This window comes from Enterobacter cloacae complex sp. GYL001, assembly GCF_049237125.1.
Classification (GTDB): Bacteria; Pseudomonadota; Gammaproteobacteria; order Enterobacterales; family Enterobacteriaceae; genus Enterobacter; species Enterobacter hormaechei_C.
Genome location: NZ_JBMKGW010000003.1, coordinates 18,619 through 37,310, shown reverse-complemented (window position 1 = coordinate 37,310; position 18,692 = coordinate 18,619). Strand labels below are relative to the sequence as shown.

Here is an 18,692-nt window from a genome sequence, read left to right as displayed (position 1 = left end):
TATCATACTGTCAATCAAGCATTTTTCTTCGCTTTCTTGTCAGCCTTTACAACTGCGGGGATTTCAACTTTTACGGCAGCGACATCGCTTTCAGTGAAGTTACGACCGTAATAAGTATCCAGCAGGATCTGTTTCAGTTCGGAAATCAGTGGGTAGCGCGGGTTAGCACCAGTACACTGGTCATCGAATGCATCTTCAGACAGCTTATCTACGTGAGCGAGGAAGTCAGCTTCCTGAACGCCTGCTTCGCGGATAGATTTAGGAATACCCAGTTCAGCCTTCAGGCTCTCCAGCCATGCCAGCAGTTTCTCGATCTTCGCGGCAGTACGGTCGCCCGGTGCGCTCAGACCCAGGTGATCTGCGATTTCAGCATAACGACGGCGCGCCTGTGGGCGGTCGTACTGGCTGAATGCAGTCTGCTTGGTTGGGTTGTCGTTTGCGTTATAGCGGATAACGTTGCTGATCAACAGGGCGTTCGCCAGACCGTGAGGAATGTGGAACTGTGAACCCAACTTGTGCGCCATGGAGTGACAGACACCCAGGAAGGCGTTAGCAAACGCAATGCCCGCGATGGTTGCCGCACTGTGTACACGTTCACGCGCAACAGGGTTTTTCGAACCTTCGTTGTAAGAAGCTGGCAGGTTTTCTTTCAGCAGTTTCAGCGCCTGCAAAGCCTGACCGTCAGAGAACTCAGAAGCCAGTACGGAAACGTAAGCTTCCAGAGCGTGAGTTACCGCATCCAGACCACCGAACGCACACAGTGATTTCGGCATTTCCATGACCAGGTTGGCGTCAACGATAGCCATATCTGGCGTCAGTGCGTAGTCAGCCAGCGGGTATTTCTGACCGGTTGCGTCATCAGTCACAACGGCAAATGGCGTCACTTCTGAACCAGTACCGGAAGTGGTGGTGACGGCGATCATTTTCGCTTTCACGCCCATTTTCGGGAACTTGTAGATACGTTTACGGATATCCATAAAGCGCAGCGCCAGTTCTTCGAAGTGAGTTTCCGGATGCTCGTACATCACCCACATAATTTTCGCGGCGTCCATTGGGGAACCGCCACCCAGTGCGATGATCACATCAGGTTTGAAGGAGTTCGCCAGTTCAGCGCCTTTACGTACAACGCTCAGGGTTGGGTCAGCTTCAACTTCAAAGAAGACTTCAGTTTCAACGCCAGCCGCTTTCAGAACAGAGGTGATCTGGTCTGCATAGCCATTGTTGAACAGGAAACGGTCGGTCACGATGAGCGCACGTTTGTGGCCATCAGTAATCACTTCATCCAGCGCGATTGGCAGAGAGCCGCGGCGGAAGTAGATAGATTTCGGAAGTTTGTGCCACAACATGTTTTCAGCTCGCTTAGCAACGGTTTTCTTGTTGATCAGGTGTTTTGGACCAACGTTTTCAGAGATGGAGTTACCACCCCAGGAACCACAACCCAGAGTCAGGGAAGGTGCGAGTTTGAAGTTGTACAGGTCACCGATACCACCCTGAGAAGCAGGGGTGTTGATCAGGATACGTGCCGTCTTCATCTTCTGACCGAAGTAAGCAACACGCTCAGGCTGGTTATCCTGGTCGGTGTACAGGCAAGAGGTGTGGCCGATACCGCCCATCGCCACCAGTTTCTCTGCTTTTTCTACCGCGTCATCGAAATCTTTCGCACGGTACATTGCCAGCGTCGGGGAGAGTTTCTCGTGAGCAAACGGCTCACTTTCATCGACGACCTTCACTTCACCAATCAGAATCTTGGTGGTAGCAGGGACGCTAAAGCCAGCGAGTTCAGCGATTTTATACGCTGGCTGACCTACGATAGCCGCGTTCAGCGCGCCATTTTTCAGAATTACGTCCTGAACAGCTTTCAGTTCTTTACCTTGCAACAGGTAGCCGCCGTGGCTGGCGAAACGTTCACGAACGGCGTCGTATACCGAATCAACCACGACAACAGACTGTTCAGATGCACAGATAACGCCGTTATCGAAGGTTTTAGACATCAGCACAGAGGCAACAGCACGCTTGATATCAGCCGTTTCGTCGATCACCACAGGGGTATTACCTGCGCCTACGCCGATGGCTGGTTTACCGGAGCTGTACGCAGCTTTAACCATACCAGGACCACCGGTCGCCAGAATCAGGTTAATGTCCGGGTGATGCATCAGTGCGTTGGACAGTTCAACAGAAGGTTGGTCGATCCAGCCGATGAGATCTTTTGGCGCACCCGCCGCAATGGCAGCCTGAAGCACGATATCTGCTGCTTTGTTGGTGGCATCCTTCGCACGTGGATGCGGGGAGAAAATGATTGCGTTACGTGTCTTCAGACTGATGAGAGATTTGAAGATGGCGGTAGAGGTTGGGTTAGTGGTTGGAACGATACCGCAAATGATGCCGATCGGTTCTGCGATGGTGATGGTGCCGAAAGTATCGTCTTCTGACAGCACACCGCAGGTTTTCTCATCTTTATAGGCGTTGTAGATATACTCTGAAGCAAAGTGGTTTTTGATCACTTTATCTTCAACGATACCCATGCCGGATTCGGCAACGGCCATTTTAGCGAGAGGGATTCGAGCATCAGCAGCAGCCAGAGCGGCCGCGCGGAAGATTTTATCAACCTGTTCTTGGGTGAAATTGGCATATTCACGCTGGGCTTTTTTTACGCGCTCGACGAGGGCGTTCAGTTCAGCGATATTGGTAACAGCCATAATGCTCTCCTGATAATGTTTAAACTCTTTTAGTAAACCAGCGCTCGATACGTCTGACAGTATAGTCAGAGCCGATCCCACTTGCGTAACACACAGTAAAACAAAGGATTACTCACTGCTCCAGCTCACTAATTTACTAAAAGAGCCTTACCTTAGCATCATACCTTTTTGATAGGTGATCTCCCTGGCGGCGTAACCAAGATTACTCACTTCTGAGTACGAAAATTATGATCGAGATCAATTTTGTCCTAAGCTGATACCTTTCAGCAGGGTTATTTTGTGCTAATTATTCTACTGTTAAATAATTAAGTAACTATTGGAAGCAGCGATATCATTGATTACACAAATGTTTAACATCATGAATTGATAACGTTTAAGAACAGATTTCTGGTGAAGTATGCGGCTAAAAAGCGTATCTTCAGCGCGGATTTATCATGACACGCAGTTTCTCCCTGGCCATGCTCAATTGCGGAGCTTAATGTGATTCAAACGCTCTTTGATTTCCCTACATATTTCAAGTTTTTTATCGGCTTGTTTGCTCTGGTTAACCCGGTAGGGATCATCCCTGTCTTCATTAGTATGACCAGCTATCAGACGGCTGCGGCACGAAATAAAACCAACCTGACGGCAAACCTGTCGGTGGCGATCATCCTACTTACGTCTCTTTATCTCGGGGACGCCATTCTTCAGGTCTTCGGCATCTCGATTGATTCGTTCCGTATAGCAGGCGGGATCCTGGTGGTGACGATTGCCATGTCGATGATCAGCGGCAAGCTGGGGGAGGATAAACAGAACAAGCAGGAAAAATCAGAGACAGCTATCCGCGAGAGCATCGGGGTCGTGCCACTGGCACTGCCGCTGATGGCGGGCCCGGGGGCGATCAGTTCCACCATTGTCTGGGGAACGCGCTACCACAGCCTAATGCACCTCATTGGCTTTTCTGTTGCCATTGCGCTGTTCGCGCTGTGCTGCTGGGGCGTATTTCGTATGGCGCCATGGCTGGTTCGCTTGCTGGGACAAACGGGCATCAACGTGATTACCCGTATCATGGGTCTGTTGTTAATGGCGTTGGGCATCGAATTTATCGTTACCGGTATAAAAAGTATATTCCCCGGGTTAGTACACTGACTTTCATTTGAAAGAGCGGAGCCAGCGGCTCCGTTTTTTTTACGTGATTATCTGCAAATCATATAAATAAAGTTGAAATAGGCGCCAGTCATAATAAGTTCTACTAATAATCCTCTTTTGTTGTTTTTCAAGGGGTTGTTTATTTTCATTTCCCCTTGCCGCGCATAAATCCCTCAAACCCTCTGTTATTTTACTCACATGATACTCTGGGGCTTGCTGACAGATAACCGAAATGATATTAGTAATTTCGACGCTGACTCAGACGAATGTGCTAAATAATAATCAATTGTTAAATTATCGTGAAAAATCGTTCAGCCAAGCTTCGTCGTCGCGTTTGTAGCAACAAAATTTCTTATCCATATGAATTTAATCTCTTTTTGTTGGTTTCGGCGTAAGCCAGGGTTGGCGCCATAGTTATGCCAGCCATCGTAAAAGAGAAATGCTTAACAAATTTGCAAAATGTATTGGCGAGAGTTGGCACCATTTGGTACTTTCCGGCCTTATATTTTGCAGCATTAAACAAGTTGATGAGAACTATTTTCATGTAGCCCTCACATAAGATATCCAACGCATCTCTCTGACAGGGGAGAGGTGTAAAGAATCGACGCAAGACCGCCGTACGAGCGGTCAGTAATAATGAAGTCGGTGATAGCAAGAAGTAAAAAAAGAACCTGACAGTAGCAAAAAAAACTCCTGCGCTGTACAGGCCCCAACAGGGGATTACACAACTGGCGAAGGCCGGTCATTATAATGAGTGGAGTATCAACACAATGTCCATCATCACAAAAAAAAGTCTGGTAGCGGCGGGGATTTTAACTGCGCTAATCGCGGGCAACGCTGCAATGGCTGCGGACGTTCCTGCTGGTGTTCAGCTGGCTGAGAAGCAAACGCTGGTACGTAATAACGGTGCGGAAGTGCAGTCTCTTGATCCGCACAAAATTGAAGGTGTTCCAGAGTCTAACGTTAACCGCGATCTGTTTGAAGGTCTGCTGGTGACTGACGTAGACGGCCACCCGGCTCCGGGCGTGGCGGAAAAATGGGACAACAAAGATTTTAAAGTCTGGACCTTCCATCTGCGTAAAGATGCGAAATGGTCCGACGGTACGCCGGTTACCGCCGAAGATTTCGTCTATAGCTGGCAGCGTCTGGCGGATCCAAATACCGCCTCCCCGTATGCGAGTTACCTCCAGTATGGCCATATTGCCAATATCGATGACATCATCACGGGTAAAAAGCCAGTTACCGACCTGGGCGTAAAAGCCATCGATGCCAACACCTTTGAAGTGACGTTGAGCGAACCTGTTCCGTACTTCTATAAGCTGCTGGTTCACCCGTCCGTCTCCCCGGTACCAAAATCCGCAGTAGAAAAATTTGGTGAAAAATGGACGCAGCCTGCGAATATCGTGACCAACGGTGCATATAAGCTGAAGGACTGGGTCGTTAACGAACGTATGGTGCTGGAGCGCAACCCGCAGTATTGGGATAATGCGAAGACCGTTATCAATCAGGTCACCTACCTGCCAATCTCTTCTGAAGTGACGGACGTAAACCGCTACCGCAGCGGTGAAATCGACATGACCTATAACAATATGCCGATTGAACTGTTCCAGAAGCTGAAAAAAGAGATCCCTAAAGAAGTTCACGTCGATCCGTATCTGTGCACCTACTATTACGAAATTAACAACCAGAAAGCACCGTTCACCGACGTACGTGTTCGTACCGCACTGAAGCTGGCTCTGGATCGCGACATTATCGTGAATAAAGTGAAGAATCAGGGCGACCTGCCGGCTTACAGCTACACCCCGCCTTACACCGACGGTATGAAGCTGGTTGAACCTGAATGGTTCAAATGGTCCCAGGAAAAACGTAACGAAGAAGCGAAAAAACTGCTGGCTGAAGCTGGCTATACCGCCGACAAGCCGCTGACCTTTAGCCTGCTGTACAACACCTCCGATCTGCATAAAAAGCTGGCTATTGCCGTCGCGTCAATCTGGAAGAAAAACCTCGGCGTGAACGTGAAGCTGGAAAACCAGGAATGGAAAACCTTCCTCGATACGCGCCACCAGGGAACCTTTGACGTGGCTCGTGCAGGATGGTGTGCGGACTATAACGAACCGACCTCATTCCTGAACACCATGCTGAGCGACAGTTCGAACAATACCGCACACTATAAGAGCCCGGCGTTTGATAAGCTGATTGGCGAAACCCTGAAGGTGGCAGATGACGCCCAGCGCGCCGATCTGTACGCGAAATCAGAACAACAGCTCGATAAAGACTCTGCGATCGTTCCGGTTTACTACTACGTTAACGCCCGCCTGGTGAAACCATGGGTAGGGGGTTATACCGGTAAAGACCCGTTGGATAATATTTCCGTTAAGAATCTTTATATTATCAAGCATTAATGGCAATACGTGGGGCGAGCGAGCTTGCCCCACTGTGTCTATTTTGTAACATTCATCAGGCACACGCCAGAAGGTACGGGCAATGTTGAAATTTATCCTGCGTCGCTGTCTTGAAGCGATTCCAACGTTATTTATTCTAATTACAATTTCCTTCTTCATGATGCGTCTTGCACCGGGCAGTCCTTTTACCGGTGAACGCACGCTTCCGCCAGAAGTTATGGCCAACATCGAAGCGAAATACCATTTAAACGATCCTATCACCACGCAGTACTTCAACTATCTGAAGCAGCTTGCACACGGTGATTTTGGTCCGTCATTTAAATATAAAGACTATTCCGTTAACGACCTGGTGGCGTCCAGCTTCCCGGTATCGGCTAAATTAGGGGCTGCTGCATTTATCCTGGCCGTTGTTCTCGGTGTCACTGCGGGCGTTATCGCTGCGCTAAAACAAAATACCCGATGGGATTACGCCGTCATGGGGGTCGCAATGACCGGGGTGGTTATCCCCAGCTTCGTTGTCGCGCCGTTGCTGGTCATGATATTCGCCATAACCCTGAAATGGCTCCCCGGGGGCGGCTGGAACGGCGGGGCGCTGAAGTTCATGATATTGCCGATGGTGGCATTATCTCTGGCCTACATCGCCAGCATCGCCCGTATTACCCGTGGATCGATGATTGAGGTCCTGCACTCGAACTTTATCCGTACCGCTCGTGCGAAAGGGCTGCCGATGCGCCGGATTATTTTCCGTCATGCCCTCAAGCCTGCACTGTTACCGGTACTCTCCTATATGGGTCCGGCTTTTGTCGGCATTATCACGGGTTCAATGGTGATTGAAACCATTTATGGCCTGCCGGGCATCGGGCAGCTGTTTGTTAACGGGGCGCTTAACCGTGACTATTCGCTGGTGCTGAGCCTGACGATCCTCGTGGGCGCGCTGACCATTCTGTTTAATGCCGTTGTCGATGTGCTGTATGCCGTTATCGACCCGAAAATCCGTTACTAACTGGAGCACGCCATGATGTTGAGTAAGAAAAACAGCGAGGCGCTGGAAAACTTCAGTGAAAAGCTGGAGGTCGAAGGTCGTAGCCTTTGGCAGGACGCCCGCCGTCGTTTTATGCATAACCGTGCCGCCGTTGCCAGCCTGGTCGTGCTGGTGCTTATCGCGCTGTTTGTAACCCTGGCGCCAATGCTCTCTCAGTTCACCTATTTCGATACGGATTGGGGCATGATGTCCAGCGCGCCGGATATGGAATCCGGGCACTATTTCGGCACCGACTCCTCCGGGCGTGATTTGCTGGTGCGTGTGGCGATTGGCGGCCGTATCTCCCTGATGGTTGGCATCGCGGCGGCGCTAGTGGCGGTGATTGTCGGCACGCTTTACGGCTCGCTTTCCGGTTACCTCGGCGGGAAAGTGGACTCCGTGATGATGCGTCTGCTAGAAATCCTGAACTCCTTCCCGTTCATGTTCTTCGTCATTCTGCTGGTGACCTTCTTTGGTCAAAATATCCTGCTAATCTTCGTGGCGATCGGGATGGTGTCCTGGCTGGATATGGCGCGTATTGTGCGCGGCCAGACGCTGAGCCTCAAACGTAAGGAGTTTATCGAAGCCGCACAGGTTGGCGGCGTTTCTACCGCCAATATTGTGGTGCGTCATATCGTTCCTAACGTGCTGGGCGTGGTGGTGGTGTACGCCTCCCTGCTGGTGCCAAGTATGATCCTGTTTGAATCTTTCCTGAGCTTCCTGGGATTAGGTACGCAGGAGCCGTTGAGTAGCTGGGGCGCTCTGTTAAGTGATGGCGCAAACTCCATGGAAGTGTCACCGTGGTTACTGCTGTATCCGGCGGGCTTCCTGGTCGTCACCCTGTTCTGTTTCAACTTTATCGGCGATGGCCTGCGTGATGCCCTCGACCCGAAAGACCGTTAAGGAGCGCCGTCATGACCATTATTGAAACGGCAACCGCGCCACAGGCGCAACAGCGGACCAGCGCACTGCTGGACGTTAAAGACCTCCGCGTGACGTTTAAAACCCCTGACGGTGATGTTACTGCCGTTAACGATCTCAACTTCGACCTGCGTGCCGGTGAAACGCTGGGCATTGTGGGCGAATCCGGTTCCGGTAAATCCCAGACCGCATTCGCGCTGATGGGCCTGCTGGCGTCAAACGGCGTGATCGGCGGTTCGGCGACGTTTAACGGGAAAGAGATCCTGAATTTGCCGGAACATGAGCTGAACAAGCTGCGCGCCGAGCAGATTTCAATGATTTTCCAGGATCCGATGACGTCCCTGAACCCCTATATGCGGGTGGGTGAACAGCTGATGGAAGTGCTGATGCTCCACAAGGGGCTGGGTAAAGCCGAAGCGTTTGAAGAGTCCGTCAAAATGCTGGATGCGGTGAAAATGCCTGAAGCACGCAAGCGCATGCGCATGTATCCGCACGAGTTCTCCGGCGGTATGCGCCAGCGCGTTATGATCGCGATGGCATTGCTTTGCCGGCCAAAACTGCTGATCGCTGATGAACCAACCACCGCCCTGGACGTGACCGTTCAGGCGCAGATCATGACGTTGCTGAACGAGCTGAAGCGCGAGTTCAACACCGCCATCATTATGATCACCCACGATTTAGGCGTCGTTGCCGGGATCTGCGACAAAGTGTTGGTCATGTATGCAGGCCGCACGATGGAATACGGTAATGCTCGCGATGTGTTCTACCAGCCAGCCCATCCGTACTCTATCGGGCTGCTGAATGCCGTTCCGCGTCTTGATGCGGAAGGGGAGTCGCTGCTGACTATCCCGGGCAACCCGCCAAACCTGCTGCGTCTGCCAAAAGGCTGCCCGTTCCAGCCGCGTTGTCCGCATGCGATGGAAATCTGTAACAGCGCACCGCCGCTGGAAGCGTTTGCCCCAGGCCGTCTGCGCGCCTGCTTTAAGCCGCTGGAGGAGCTGGTATGAACGCGATCGACGAAAAAAGAAATGTGCTGCTCGAAATCGCTGACCTGAAGGTCCATTTCGATATCAAAGACGGTAAACAGTGGTTCTGGCAGCCTGCCAAAACCCTGAAAGCGGTGGATGGCGTCACGCTACGCCTGTACGAAGGCGAGACCCTGGGCGTGGTAGGCGAATCCGGCTGCGGCAAATCGACGTTTGCGCGTGCGATCATCGGCCTGGTGAAGGCCACCGACGGGAAAGTGGCCTGGCTTGGCAAAGATCTGCTGGGGATGAAGCCGGATGAATGGCGCGACGTGCGCAGCGACATCCAGATGATTTTCCAGGATCCACTTGCGTCCCTGAACCCGCGTATGACCATTGGCGAAATCATTGCCGAGCCGCTGCGCACCTATCATCCGAAGATGCCGCGCCAGGAAATTCGCGATCGGGTGAAAGCGATGATGCTCAAGGTGGGTCTGCTGCCTAACCTCATCAACCGCTACCCACACGAGTTTTCCGGCGGTCAGTGCCAGCGTATCGGTATCGCACGCGCGTTGATCCTTGAACCAAAACTGATTATCTGTGATGAGCCGGTTTCGGCGCTGGACGTTTCCATCCAGGCCCAGGTGGTTAACCTGCTACAGAAACTGCAACGGGAAATGGGGCTGTCGCTGATCTTCATCGCCCACGATCTGGCGGTGGTAAAACACATTTCGGACCGTGTGCTGGTCATGTATCTGGGCCACGCCGTAGAGCTGGGCACGTATGATGAGGTGTACCACAATCCTCTGCACCCTTATACCAAAGCGCTGATGTCTGCGGTTCCCGTTCCGGACCCCGATCTGGAAAAAAATAAAACCATTCAGCTTCTGGAAGGTGAACTGCCTTCGCCAATCAACCCGCCTTCAGGCTGCGTATTCCGTACTCGATGCCCAATAGCCGGGCCGGAATGTGCAAAAACACGGCCGGTTCTGGAGGGCAGTTTCCGACATGCGGTTTCCTGCCTGAAAGTAGACCCGTTATAATCGCAAGGGCTGACATGATGTCAGCCCTTATTTTTCGAGGTTAATGTGTCGCGATTATTCACGTCGGCCCGCCAGCGGCTGTATCACCTTTTATTTGATCCTGAAACGGTTTCCGGTCGCCGCTTCGAAGGTCTGTGTGGTTTATTTGCGCTGATTAGCGTCATTATTATCTTTATCGAATCCGGCGCCGGAACGCAGTACCACATGACGTATGAGGAGTGGCACGTTTTCGTCTGGCTGGAATTGATTGTCACGCTGGTGTTTACTGCGGAATATGTGCTGAGGGTCATTAGCTGGCCAAATCCGGCGAAATACGTTTTCAGCTTCTGGGGATTTATTGATTTAGCCACCATCCTGCCGCTGTATGTCATGTGGCTGTGGCCTGAGATCAGCTTGAATTATGTGTTTGCCTGGCGTGCAATGCGGGCGATTCGTGTGTTACGGATTCTCAAACTGCTGCGCTTTATGCCGTCGCTGCGGGTTTTTTGGGTTGCCATTGTCAGCGCCCGCCACCAGCTGATTCTCTTCTATTCGTTTATTGCTATCGTGATGATCGTTTTTGGCTCCCTGATGTATTTAATCGAAGGGCCGAAATACGGGTTTACCACGCTTAATGCGTCTGTTTACTGGGCTATCGTCACGGTGACCACCGTGGGCTATGGCGATATTACCCCGCATACGCCGCTCGGACGTATTGTGGCATCGGTTCTTATCCTGATCGGCTATTCTGTGATAGCGATTCCGACGGGGTTAATTACCACCCATATGAGCAGCGCCTTCCAGAACAGCAAGCAGCAACGCAAATGTCCGAATTGTCAGCAGGGGAATCATGAACCCGGCGCGCGGTTTTGTCACCGCTGTGGAAATGCCTTACCGGATTAAATAAAAAGGCTGCGCGGGCAGCCTTTTTTATTATTCGCGCCAAAGGATATGGCACAGTTTGTGATCTTTCTCGCGGCACAGCAGGACGCGGGCAAAGATGTCGTTAATTTCTCCGCCGTCTTCATCTGCAAGGCCAATCACCACCTCGGCGAAGAAGTCCGGGTTGAGATCAAAATCGACATGTTCGGCCCAGTCTTCAGCCGGATCGAACAGCTCAGCACCGCCACGCTCTTCAAATTGTAGGTTGAAAAGAATGACGTCAGCAGGGTCGAGATTATCGACCGCCAGCTCGAGAAAAATATCGTAGGCCTGTTCGAGCGTTTCGTCTTCGGTCAGGCGATTGTTCAGATCCATTTCCATGATGACTACCTGTTAAACATCGTTGGGCACGTTTTACAGCAACGGACTAAAGAAGTAAAACAGTCGTTCGGCAATTCGCTGCCACAGCGGACGTTTCGCCCACAGTCTGGCGTCCAGCAGGCGTGAGCGGGAGATATAATCGTCCTGAACCGCCGCCAGATCGCCACCGAACCCGGCGTCATCAATGACCAGCGTAATTTCAAAATTCAGCCACAGACTGCGCATATCGAGGTTGACGGTACCCACCAGGCTCAGCTCTCCGTCCACCAGCACGCTCTTGGTGTGTAACAGGCCGCCTTCGAACTGATAAATTTTAACGCCTGCGGCCAGCAGCTCACTAAAGAACGCGCGGCTTGCCCATCCCACCAGCAGCGAATCGTTCTTGCGCGGCATAATAATGCTCACATCCACTCCGCGCTGTGCCGCTGTACAGATGGCATGCAGAAGGTCGTCGCTGGGAACGAAATAGGGCGTGGTCATGATCAGATATTCCCGCGCGGAGTAGGCGGCGGTAAGCAGTGCCTGATGGATCAGATCTTCCGGGAAGCCAGGACCGGAGGCGATAGTGTGGATAGTGTGCCCGCTGGCTTCCTCAAACGGCATGATATTGCCATCCGGCGGTGGGGGAAGAATGCGTTTACCAGTTTCAATTTCCCAGTCGCAGGAGTAGACGATGCCCATTGAGGTCGCGATCGGTCCCTCCATCCGCGCCATCAGATCGATCCATTGCCCCACGCCGGAATCCTGCTTGAAGAAGCGGGGGTCAACCATGTTCATGCTGCCGGTGTAGGCGATATAGTTATCGATCAGAACCATTTTCCGGTGCTGGCGGAGATCCATGCGGCGCAGAAAGACGCGGAAAAGATTCACTTTCAGCGCCTCGACCACCTCGATACCGGCGTTGCGCATCATGCCTGCCCACGGGCTACGGAAAAAGGCCACGCTGCCGGCGGAGTCCAGCATCAGGCGGCAGTGGATACCGCGACGTGCAGCGGCCATTAGCGATTCGGCGACCTGGTCCGCCATGCCGCCCGGCTGCCAGATATAAAACACCATCTCGATATTATGCCGGGCGAGCTGGATATCACGGATCAGCGCCTGCATCACATCATCAGAAGAGGTCATCAGTTGCAGCTGATTGCCTTTTACCCCAGCAATCCCCTGGCGGCGTTCGCACAGCTTGAACAGAGATGCGGCCACGCTACTGTTCTCTTCAGCGAAGATATGCTTGCAGGCTTTAAGGTCGGCAAGCCATTTCGCCGTGGAGGGCCACATGGCGCGGGCGCGTTCGGCGCGGCGTTTACCCAGATGAAGTTCACCGAAAGAGAGATAGGCGATGATGCCCACCAGCGGCAGAATGTAGATAATCAGAAGCCAGGCCATGGCGGAAGGTACCGCTCTGCGTTTCATCAGAATGCGCAACGTCACCCCGGCAATTAACAGCCAGTATCCTAAAATGACCAGCCAACTCACCACGGTGTAGAAGGTTGTCATAAATAAAAAATCCTTTTGAAAGCGTATTGTTATGAGTTTACGCATCAGGATTCATCTGGCAAATAAAAACGGCAGATAAAAGCGCTGGTTTGCCGCCTGCTTAGGCATATAATGGCATCTCTGTTAGAGAAAGAGTTGTAGACATGAAGCGCAGTAGAACTGAAGTTGGGCGCTGGCGCATGTTGCGACAGGTGAGTCGTCGTAAGGCTCGTTGGCTGGAAGCACAATCCCGCCGCAATATGCGTATCCACGCCATCAGAAAATGTGGCCTGAACAGACACCGTAACGCGCTGTTGTTCGCGGTCCAGGACATCTGAAAAGCATGAAGGGCACCGTAAAGGTGCCCATTAAACATCCAGGCTATCAATTTTTGCAGTCTCTTCCCATCTGCTTCCGCGATATACTAACTTCCCATAACGTCATGATATTAAAAGATGAATCCTTATCTCTGGATTTTTATTGTACTTTTGTCGCTGGATGCGCTCAGGGAAGATTTAGGACTTTCGTCATTTTCCTCATTGGCAGATTATGTTTTCGCATGGGGAATACATTTTTATTAAAGGAAAAAAGGATGAACGGAAAAGTAATGGCAGCACTCTTTGGGATTGCGATATTAAGCGGTTGTGCCAGCAGCAAAACCTCACCCGAACGGCACGCGTTTTATTTCGTGTCGCATCAGTCCAGCTTTACTGGCGGCAATTACACCTCCAGCGTGCAGAAAAATTATCAGCTGAACGTGGCGCAGTTCCGCGAGCTTTATGCCCGGGGCAAAGCTGACCGCGCGGAAGGGCGGACTGAGGCTGAAGCCAGTGAATACGCGCAAAGCATTCGCGATCAGCTAAAAGAAAATGCGAAGTCGCAGGAATTGTTCGCAGGCAACGCGAAGGATAAATGGTCTTCGGACATGGACAGTAAAGACGCCCTATTATTTGGTAACGAACTGGCCGCGACTTATCTTGATGGCTATAACGGCGTACAATAGCGCAACTGATTCAGGGGATACCGTAATTACCGGTATCCCCGCTGTTTTTGAGCGAAAGGAGTGAGACGTGTTTGCGGAGTTTGGTGTACTGAATTTCTGGACCTATGTTGTCGGCGCATTTTTTATCGTGCTGGTTCCAGGACCGAACACCTTGTTTGTGCTGAAAACAGGGATTGGCCACGGCGTTAAGAAAGGCTATCTGGCAGCCACCGGTGTGTTTATTGGTGATGCCGTGCTGATGTTTCTGGCCTGGGCGGGCGTCGCCGCGTTGATCCAGACCACTCCGGTTTTATTTAATATTGTCCGCTATCTGGGCGCGTTTTATCTGCTGTGGCTGGGCGGAAAAATGCTCTGGTCCGTTATGACGCGTCAAAAAAATGCGCACGAAAGTAGCGCCGAACCGGCAAGCGCAATCCTTAAGCGTTCGCTGGTGCTGAGCCTGACGAACCCGAAAGCGATTCTCTTTTACGTGTCGTTCTTCGTGCAGTTCATTGATGTCAATGCGAAGAATACCGGCACGTCGTTCCTGATCCTCGCCACAACGCTTGAGCTGATCAGCTTCATGTACATGAGCTTCCTGATTTTCTCAGGCGCGTTTGTCACGCGTTACCTCAAAACCAAAAAGAAACTGGCGAAGCTGGGGAACGGGCTGATAGGTCTGCTGTTTGTCGGATTTGCGGCGAGGCTGGCGTCGCTGCACTGAATGAAGAAAAGGCTCCCGAGGGAGCCTTTCGTTTCAGAATACTTTTTTATACGGACGAACCGTGACTTTCTCGTACACGCCGGCTGCGACGTACGGGTCTGCTTCTGCCCAGGCCTGCGCGGCTTCCAGAGATTCAAACTCGGCAATCACCGTGGAGCCGGTAAAACCCGCCGCGCCCGGATCGTTGCTGTCAACGGCAGGCATCGGGCCTGCGGTCAGCAACCGACCTTCATCCTGTAGCAACTGTAAACGCGCCAGATGAGCAGGGCGAACGGAAAGACGTTTTTCCAGAGAATCAGGTACATCTTCAGCGTAAATCACGTAAAGCACGGCAAAGCTCCTTAACCGGTAAAAGTGACAATTACGTTATGTGAAAGCACAAATGACTGCAATGTAAAGATAATAACAATGTTAAAACCCTGATCTGGATGCCCCTTTTTTGCCCTCATGTACGCTTAAATTGCGCCAGGACAAAGTGTCTTATTGAATATGATTGCTATTTGCATTTAAAATCGAGGTTCGGTTTTTTAACGTTGATGATTATGACTTCGATGACCCTTGATTTACCTCGCCGCTTTCCATGGCCGACGCTGCTTTCCGTCGTTATTCACGGTGCTGTCGTGGCGGGTCTGCTCTATACCTCGGTTCATCAGGTTATTGAAATGCCGGCGCCAGCGCAGCCAATTTCTGTGACCATGGTATCGCCTGCGGATCTTGAGCCGCCGCAGGTTGCGCCGCCGCCGCCACAGCCCGTTGTTGAACCCGAGCCGGAACCAGAGCCCGAGCCGGTTCCTGAACCGCCGAAAGAAGCGCCGGTAGTGATCCATAAGCCGGAGCCGAAACCTAAGCCGAAGCCAAAACCCAAGCCGGTCAAAAAGGTGGAAGAGCGTCCGAAACGCGAAGTGCGTCCGGTTGAGCCACGCGCCACGCAGCCGGTTGAAAATGCCGCCCCGTCACGTCCGCTGATGAATAACACCACGACCGCGACAAAACCGACGGTAACGGCGCCCGCGGGCCCGCGCGCGCTGAGCCGTAACCAGCCGCAGTACCCGGCACGTGCCCAGGCGTTACGTATTGAAGGGCGTGTACGGGTGAAATTCGACGTTACGGCCGATGGACGTGTCGATAACGTGGAAATCCTGTCCGCACAGCCGGCGAATATGTTTGAACGCGAAGTTAAATCGGCCATGCGCAGGTGGCGCTATGAAGCCGGTAAACCCGGCAATGGGTTGATTGTGAACATTGTCTTCCGCCTGAACGGCGGGGCACAGATGGAATAAAAGAAGCCTCCGCAAGGAGGCTTTTTTTTACCTGAGGATCAGCTCCGTGGGAGCTGGCGGGGCTTACCGTCGCTATCCACCGCCACATAGATAAATAATGCCTCCGTCGCCTTATAGCGCTGACCAATCGGCTCAGAAGAGACTTTTTTCACCCATACTTCAATGTTGATGGAGACAGACGTATTGCCGCGTTTTACGCAGCGTGCGTAACAGCACACCACGTCCCCCACCGCGACAGGGCGCAGAAAGGTCATGCCATCGACCCGGACTGTCACCACGCGCCCGTGTGCAATCTCTTTTGCCAGGATTGCACCGCCCATATCCATCTGCGACATCAACCAGCCGCCAAAAATATCGCCATTGGCATTCGTATCCGCAGGCATTGCCAGTGTGCGTAAAACCAGTTCGCCCTGTGGGGCGTCATTTGTTGTCATTGTTTTTAAACTCGTAACTGAAGACTTCAGGCGGGATGCTACTATGATTTCTGGCTGGAGAGAATAGGGTTAGCGCCCGCAGAGCAGGCGCCAGCGGGTCAGAAGGACAGGGTCACGCCTGCGTAATACGCACGGCCTGGTTCGTTATAGGTCGATGCACCGTCATTTTCTCGGTAAATTTGCTTATCAAAGAGGTTGCTGATCCCGGCATTCAGGCGGAGATCTTTTGTCAGTTGATAGTTACTACCGATCCCAACGATGGAATAGGCGCCAATCTCTTTATCTGACATCGCATTCTGCTCTTTGCGGATTTCAGCATTTTCTCTTGGCTTCTGGCGGCCATACATCGTCCAGCTAAGGTTCGCTGAAAGTTTGCTGTTAACCTGCCAGTCGAGCATCGTGTTGACGGTATATTTTGGGATAATCGACAGAGGGTTGCCGGTGTCCTTACTTTCAGACTGAATCATATACGTCGCATTGGTACGCCAGGTTAGCGTGTCGCGGATAACCGGGACGGTGAGGTTGCCTTCCAGCCCCTCAACAACAGCCTTTCCTCCGTTCTGCCACTGAAGGATATTTGCGCCGCTGCTTGTCTGGCCCAGCACGTCCGTTCCTGAAACAATCTTGTTTTTGTAATCGTTGCGGAACCAGGTTATGCCAGCCTCGTAGCCTTCCAGCGCAAAGGCCAGGCCAATCTCTTTGTTCACGCTGATTTCAGGATCCAGATCCGGATTACCTAACAGGTAACAGCTTCCTTCGGAAACGTTGTTCGGGCAGCCATTGCCGCGGGTGGAAAGCAGATAGCCTTCGCTGGATTGATACAGGTTTGGCGCTTTAAATACCCGAGCGATACCCGCTTTAACCTTGAACATGTCACCCAAATCCTGAGAGAGGTTCAGGCTAGGACTCCAGTTGCTGCCAAACTGATTGTGATAATCAAAGCGGAGCCCTGGGATCAGGTTGGTGCCCTGGCGCGCTTCAATATTGTCCTCAAGATAGATGCCAGTGAGGTCAGCGCTGTTTTTGCTGTTGCGCTCAGAAGCCGTACCGGGAACGCCGTTAATCACTTCTCCCGACACATTTGTCGCCTGCATTGAGGCCGGATCGTTCAGTTCATCACGGTTCCATTCTGCACCGACGGTTAGCGTCTGTTCGACCAGCCAGAAGAAAGGCATGTTCAGTTCACCCGTTGAACGGTATGACTCCAGCCGGCTGGTATCGTATTTATCGCTATTGATCATCCCCTCAACTTTGCCCGTAGAGCCTTCTTCCAGGCGGGTGTTGTTGGTCTTTTCATAATAAACACCGAACTTTGACTGACCCCAGTCCCAGATGCCGTTGTGCGTAATGCCATAAGACTGGCGGTACATTCGGTTCGTTTCGTGTCCATACAGGGACGACACCAGACCGTCAGGGCTGACGTTGCTGTTGCTGTATTGAGTATCACCCGCGTAGATATTGCCCTGGCGGCTGTAGCTGTAGTCGAAATCGATAATCTGCTGTGGCGTGAGTTTCCAGGAGAGCAGGGCATTAATGTCCTTGTTGCGCACGCCTTCACGTCCGGCGGCGTAAGAGCCGTTTTGCGCGGTGTTGATGTCCTGAGCATCTGCGTCAGTTTTGTTGATATTCCCGTACAGGCGCATCGTTAACGCATCGCCCGCAAGGGGGCCGCTCAGATCAAAATTAGCGCGTTTCGTCGCTCCCTCTTTATCATTTTCAGGCTGGTTAGTGTACAGGGAGAGCGAGCCGTGCCAGTCGTTGGTCGGGCGTTTGGTAATGATGTTGACGACGCCGCCGGCCGCCCCCGAACCATAGCGGGCGGCAGCAGGTCCCCGGAGCACTTCAATGCGCTCAACCATCTCTGGCGGAACCCAGTTGGTATCCCCGCGGGTGTCGCGCTCCCCGCGCCAGCTGTAGCGCACCGAGTTACGTGACGTCACCGGCACACCGTCAATCAGAATCAGCGTGTTCTCCGGCCCCATACCGCGGATGTCGATCTGGCGGTTGTTACCGCGGCTGCCTGTCGCGCTGTTTCCGGTGAGGTTAACCCCGGGCATTTTGCGAATAATTTCAGAAAGATCGTTAACCGGTGGATCCTTTTCTATGTCCTTTGCTGTGATGATGGAAACCCCCGGCTGTTGCTTCAGCGCCTCTTCAGCGGTGGCCTGAACAACCATTGTTTCACCATCGGCGAGAGGATCTTCCGCTGCGTGTGCGCTCTGATAAAGCGTTGAAAGAATGGCGAGCGTAAGTGTAGCCGGGGCAAATCTTATTATGTTATTCATCAACTCATTTCCATTTGTTAAAAATGCGATGACGAATATTAATGATAGTCATTCTCATTACAATAAAGTGACAGCAATCTCCATAAAATCTTCATG

The 18,692-nt window shown here is 52.1% G+C and carries 16 protein-coding genes and 1 pseudogene; 11 read left to right on the top strand and 6 right to left on the bottom strand.

The genetic code is table 11. From position 1 onward, the window contains the following. Positions 1–14 precede the first annotated feature (14 nt). Positions 15–2,696, bottom strand: coding sequence for a bifunctional acetaldehyde-CoA/alcohol dehydrogenase (gene adhE, locus ACOTWU_RS07530; protein WP_003856730.1), 2,682 nt, complete (start codon positions 2,694–2,696; stop codon positions 15–17). 480 nt (positions 2,697–3,176) lie between these two features. On the opposite strand from adhE, the gene ACOTWU_RS07525 reads away from it, so the two are divergent. The 7 genes and pseudogenes from ACOTWU_RS07525 to ACOTWU_RS07495 all read left to right on the top strand — a co-directional run bounded on the left by ACOTWU_RS07525 (position 3,177) and on the right by ACOTWU_RS07495 (position 11,058). Continuing rightward, on the top strand, positions 3,177–3,824 hold the full coding sequence (locus tag ACOTWU_RS07525) for a YchE family NAAT transporter (RefSeq protein WP_017384236.1): 648 nt from the start codon (positions 3,177–3,179) through the stop codon (positions 3,822–3,824). Positions 3,825–4,594: 770 nt separating this feature from the next. Further along, a complete protein-coding gene (gene oppA, locus ACOTWU_RS07520; protein ID WP_003856736.1) occupies positions 4,595–6,226 on the top strand; it encodes an oligopeptide ABC transporter substrate-binding protein OppA in 1,632 nt (543 codons plus the stop codon). A gap of 82 nt (positions 6,227–6,308) precedes the next feature. Next, positions 6,309–7,229, top strand: a complete 921-nt coding sequence (oppB, locus tag ACOTWU_RS07515; protein WP_003856738.1) for an oligopeptide ABC transporter permease OppB — start codon at positions 6,309–6,311, stop codon at positions 7,227–7,229. Positions 7,230–7,241: 12 nt separating this feature from the next. After that, positions 7,242–8,150, top strand: coding sequence for an oligopeptide ABC transporter permease OppC (oppC, locus tag ACOTWU_RS07510; protein ID WP_003856740.1), 909 nt, complete (start codon positions 7,242–7,244; stop codon positions 8,148–8,150). A gap of 11 nt (positions 8,151–8,161) precedes the next feature. Beyond that, positions 8,162–9,175: an ABC transporter ATP-binding protein gene (locus ACOTWU_RS07505; protein ID WP_017384234.1), complete on the top strand. Its 1,014-nt coding sequence runs from the start codon at positions 8,162–8,164 to the stop codon at positions 9,173–9,175. Continuing rightward, positions 9,172–10,176: a murein tripeptide/oligopeptide ABC transporter ATP-binding protein OppF gene (gene oppF, locus ACOTWU_RS07500; protein ID WP_017384233.1), complete on the top strand. Its 1,005-nt coding sequence runs from the start codon at positions 9,172–9,174 to the stop codon at positions 10,174–10,176. Before ACOTWU_RS07505 ends, oppF begins: the two co-directional genes overlap by 4 nt. A gap of 14 nt (positions 10,177–10,190) precedes the next feature. After that, a pseudogene (locus tag ACOTWU_RS07495) lies at positions 10,191–11,058 on the top strand (ion transporter). A 30-nt stretch (positions 11,059–11,088) separates the two neighbouring features. Here the strand turns inward: ACOTWU_RS07495 and ACOTWU_RS07490 are convergent. Together ACOTWU_RS07490 and cls are read right to left on the bottom strand one after the other, a co-directional pair. After that, a complete protein-coding gene (locus ACOTWU_RS07490) occupies positions 11,089–11,418 on the bottom strand; it encodes an HI1450 family dsDNA-mimic protein (RefSeq protein WP_003856748.1) in 330 nt (109 codons plus the stop codon). A 33-nt stretch (positions 11,419–11,451) separates the two neighbouring features. Beyond that, positions 11,452–12,912, bottom strand: a complete 1,461-nt coding sequence (gene cls, locus ACOTWU_RS07485; protein WP_003856750.1) for a cardiolipin synthase — start codon at positions 12,910–12,912, stop codon at positions 11,452–11,454. A 143-nt stretch (positions 12,913–13,055) separates the two neighbouring features. Between cls and ACOTWU_RS07480 the strand changes: the two genes are divergently transcribed. The 3 genes from ACOTWU_RS07480 to leuE all read left to right on the top strand — a co-directional run bounded on the left by ACOTWU_RS07480 (position 13,056) and on the right by leuE (position 14,597). Then, positions 13,056–13,229 carry a YciY family protein gene (locus tag ACOTWU_RS07480; protein WP_017384232.1) on the top strand — a complete coding sequence of 58 codons (174 nt, stop codon included), beginning with the start codon at positions 13,056–13,058 and terminating at the stop codon, positions 13,227–13,229. A gap of 254 nt (positions 13,230–13,483) precedes the next feature. Beyond that, the gene (locus ACOTWU_RS07475; RefSeq protein ID WP_015570374.1) at positions 13,484–13,894 is read left to right on the top strand and encodes an Exc2 family lipoprotein; all 411 of its coding nucleotides are present in this window, start codon (positions 13,484–13,486) and stop codon (positions 13,892–13,894) included. A gap of 67 nt (positions 13,895–13,961) precedes the next feature. Beyond that, positions 13,962–14,597 carry a leucine efflux protein LeuE gene (leuE, locus tag ACOTWU_RS07470; RefSeq protein ID WP_006810877.1) on the top strand — a complete coding sequence of 212 codons (636 nt, stop codon included), beginning with the start codon at positions 13,962–13,964 and terminating at the stop codon, positions 14,595–14,597. Between the two features lie 33 nt (positions 14,598–14,630). Here the strand turns inward: leuE and ACOTWU_RS07465 are convergent, their stop codons facing one another. Further along, positions 14,631–14,927: a YciI family protein gene (locus tag ACOTWU_RS07465; RefSeq protein WP_003856755.1), complete on the bottom strand. Its 297-nt coding sequence runs from the start codon at positions 14,925–14,927 to the stop codon at positions 14,631–14,633. Between the two features lie 221 nt (positions 14,928–15,148). On the opposite strand from ACOTWU_RS07465, the gene tonB reads away from it, so the two are divergent. Next, the gene (gene tonB, locus ACOTWU_RS07460) at positions 15,149–15,877 is read left to right on the top strand and encodes a TonB system transport protein TonB (RefSeq protein ID WP_017384230.1); all 729 of its coding nucleotides are present in this window, start codon (positions 15,149–15,151) and stop codon (positions 15,875–15,877) included. A gap of 38 nt (positions 15,878–15,915) precedes the next feature. On the opposite strand, the gene yciA is transcribed toward tonB, so the two are convergent. After that, positions 15,916–16,311, bottom strand: coding sequence for an acyl-CoA thioester hydrolase YciA (yciA, locus tag ACOTWU_RS07455; protein WP_003856759.1), 396 nt, complete (start codon positions 16,309–16,311; stop codon positions 15,916–15,918). Positions 16,312–16,409: 98 nt separating this feature from the next. Continuing rightward, positions 16,410–18,596: a TonB-dependent siderophore receptor gene (locus ACOTWU_RS07450; protein WP_032671613.1), complete on the bottom strand. Its 2,187-nt coding sequence runs from the start codon at positions 18,594–18,596 to the stop codon at positions 16,410–16,412. Positions 18,597–18,692 lie beyond the last annotated feature (96 nt).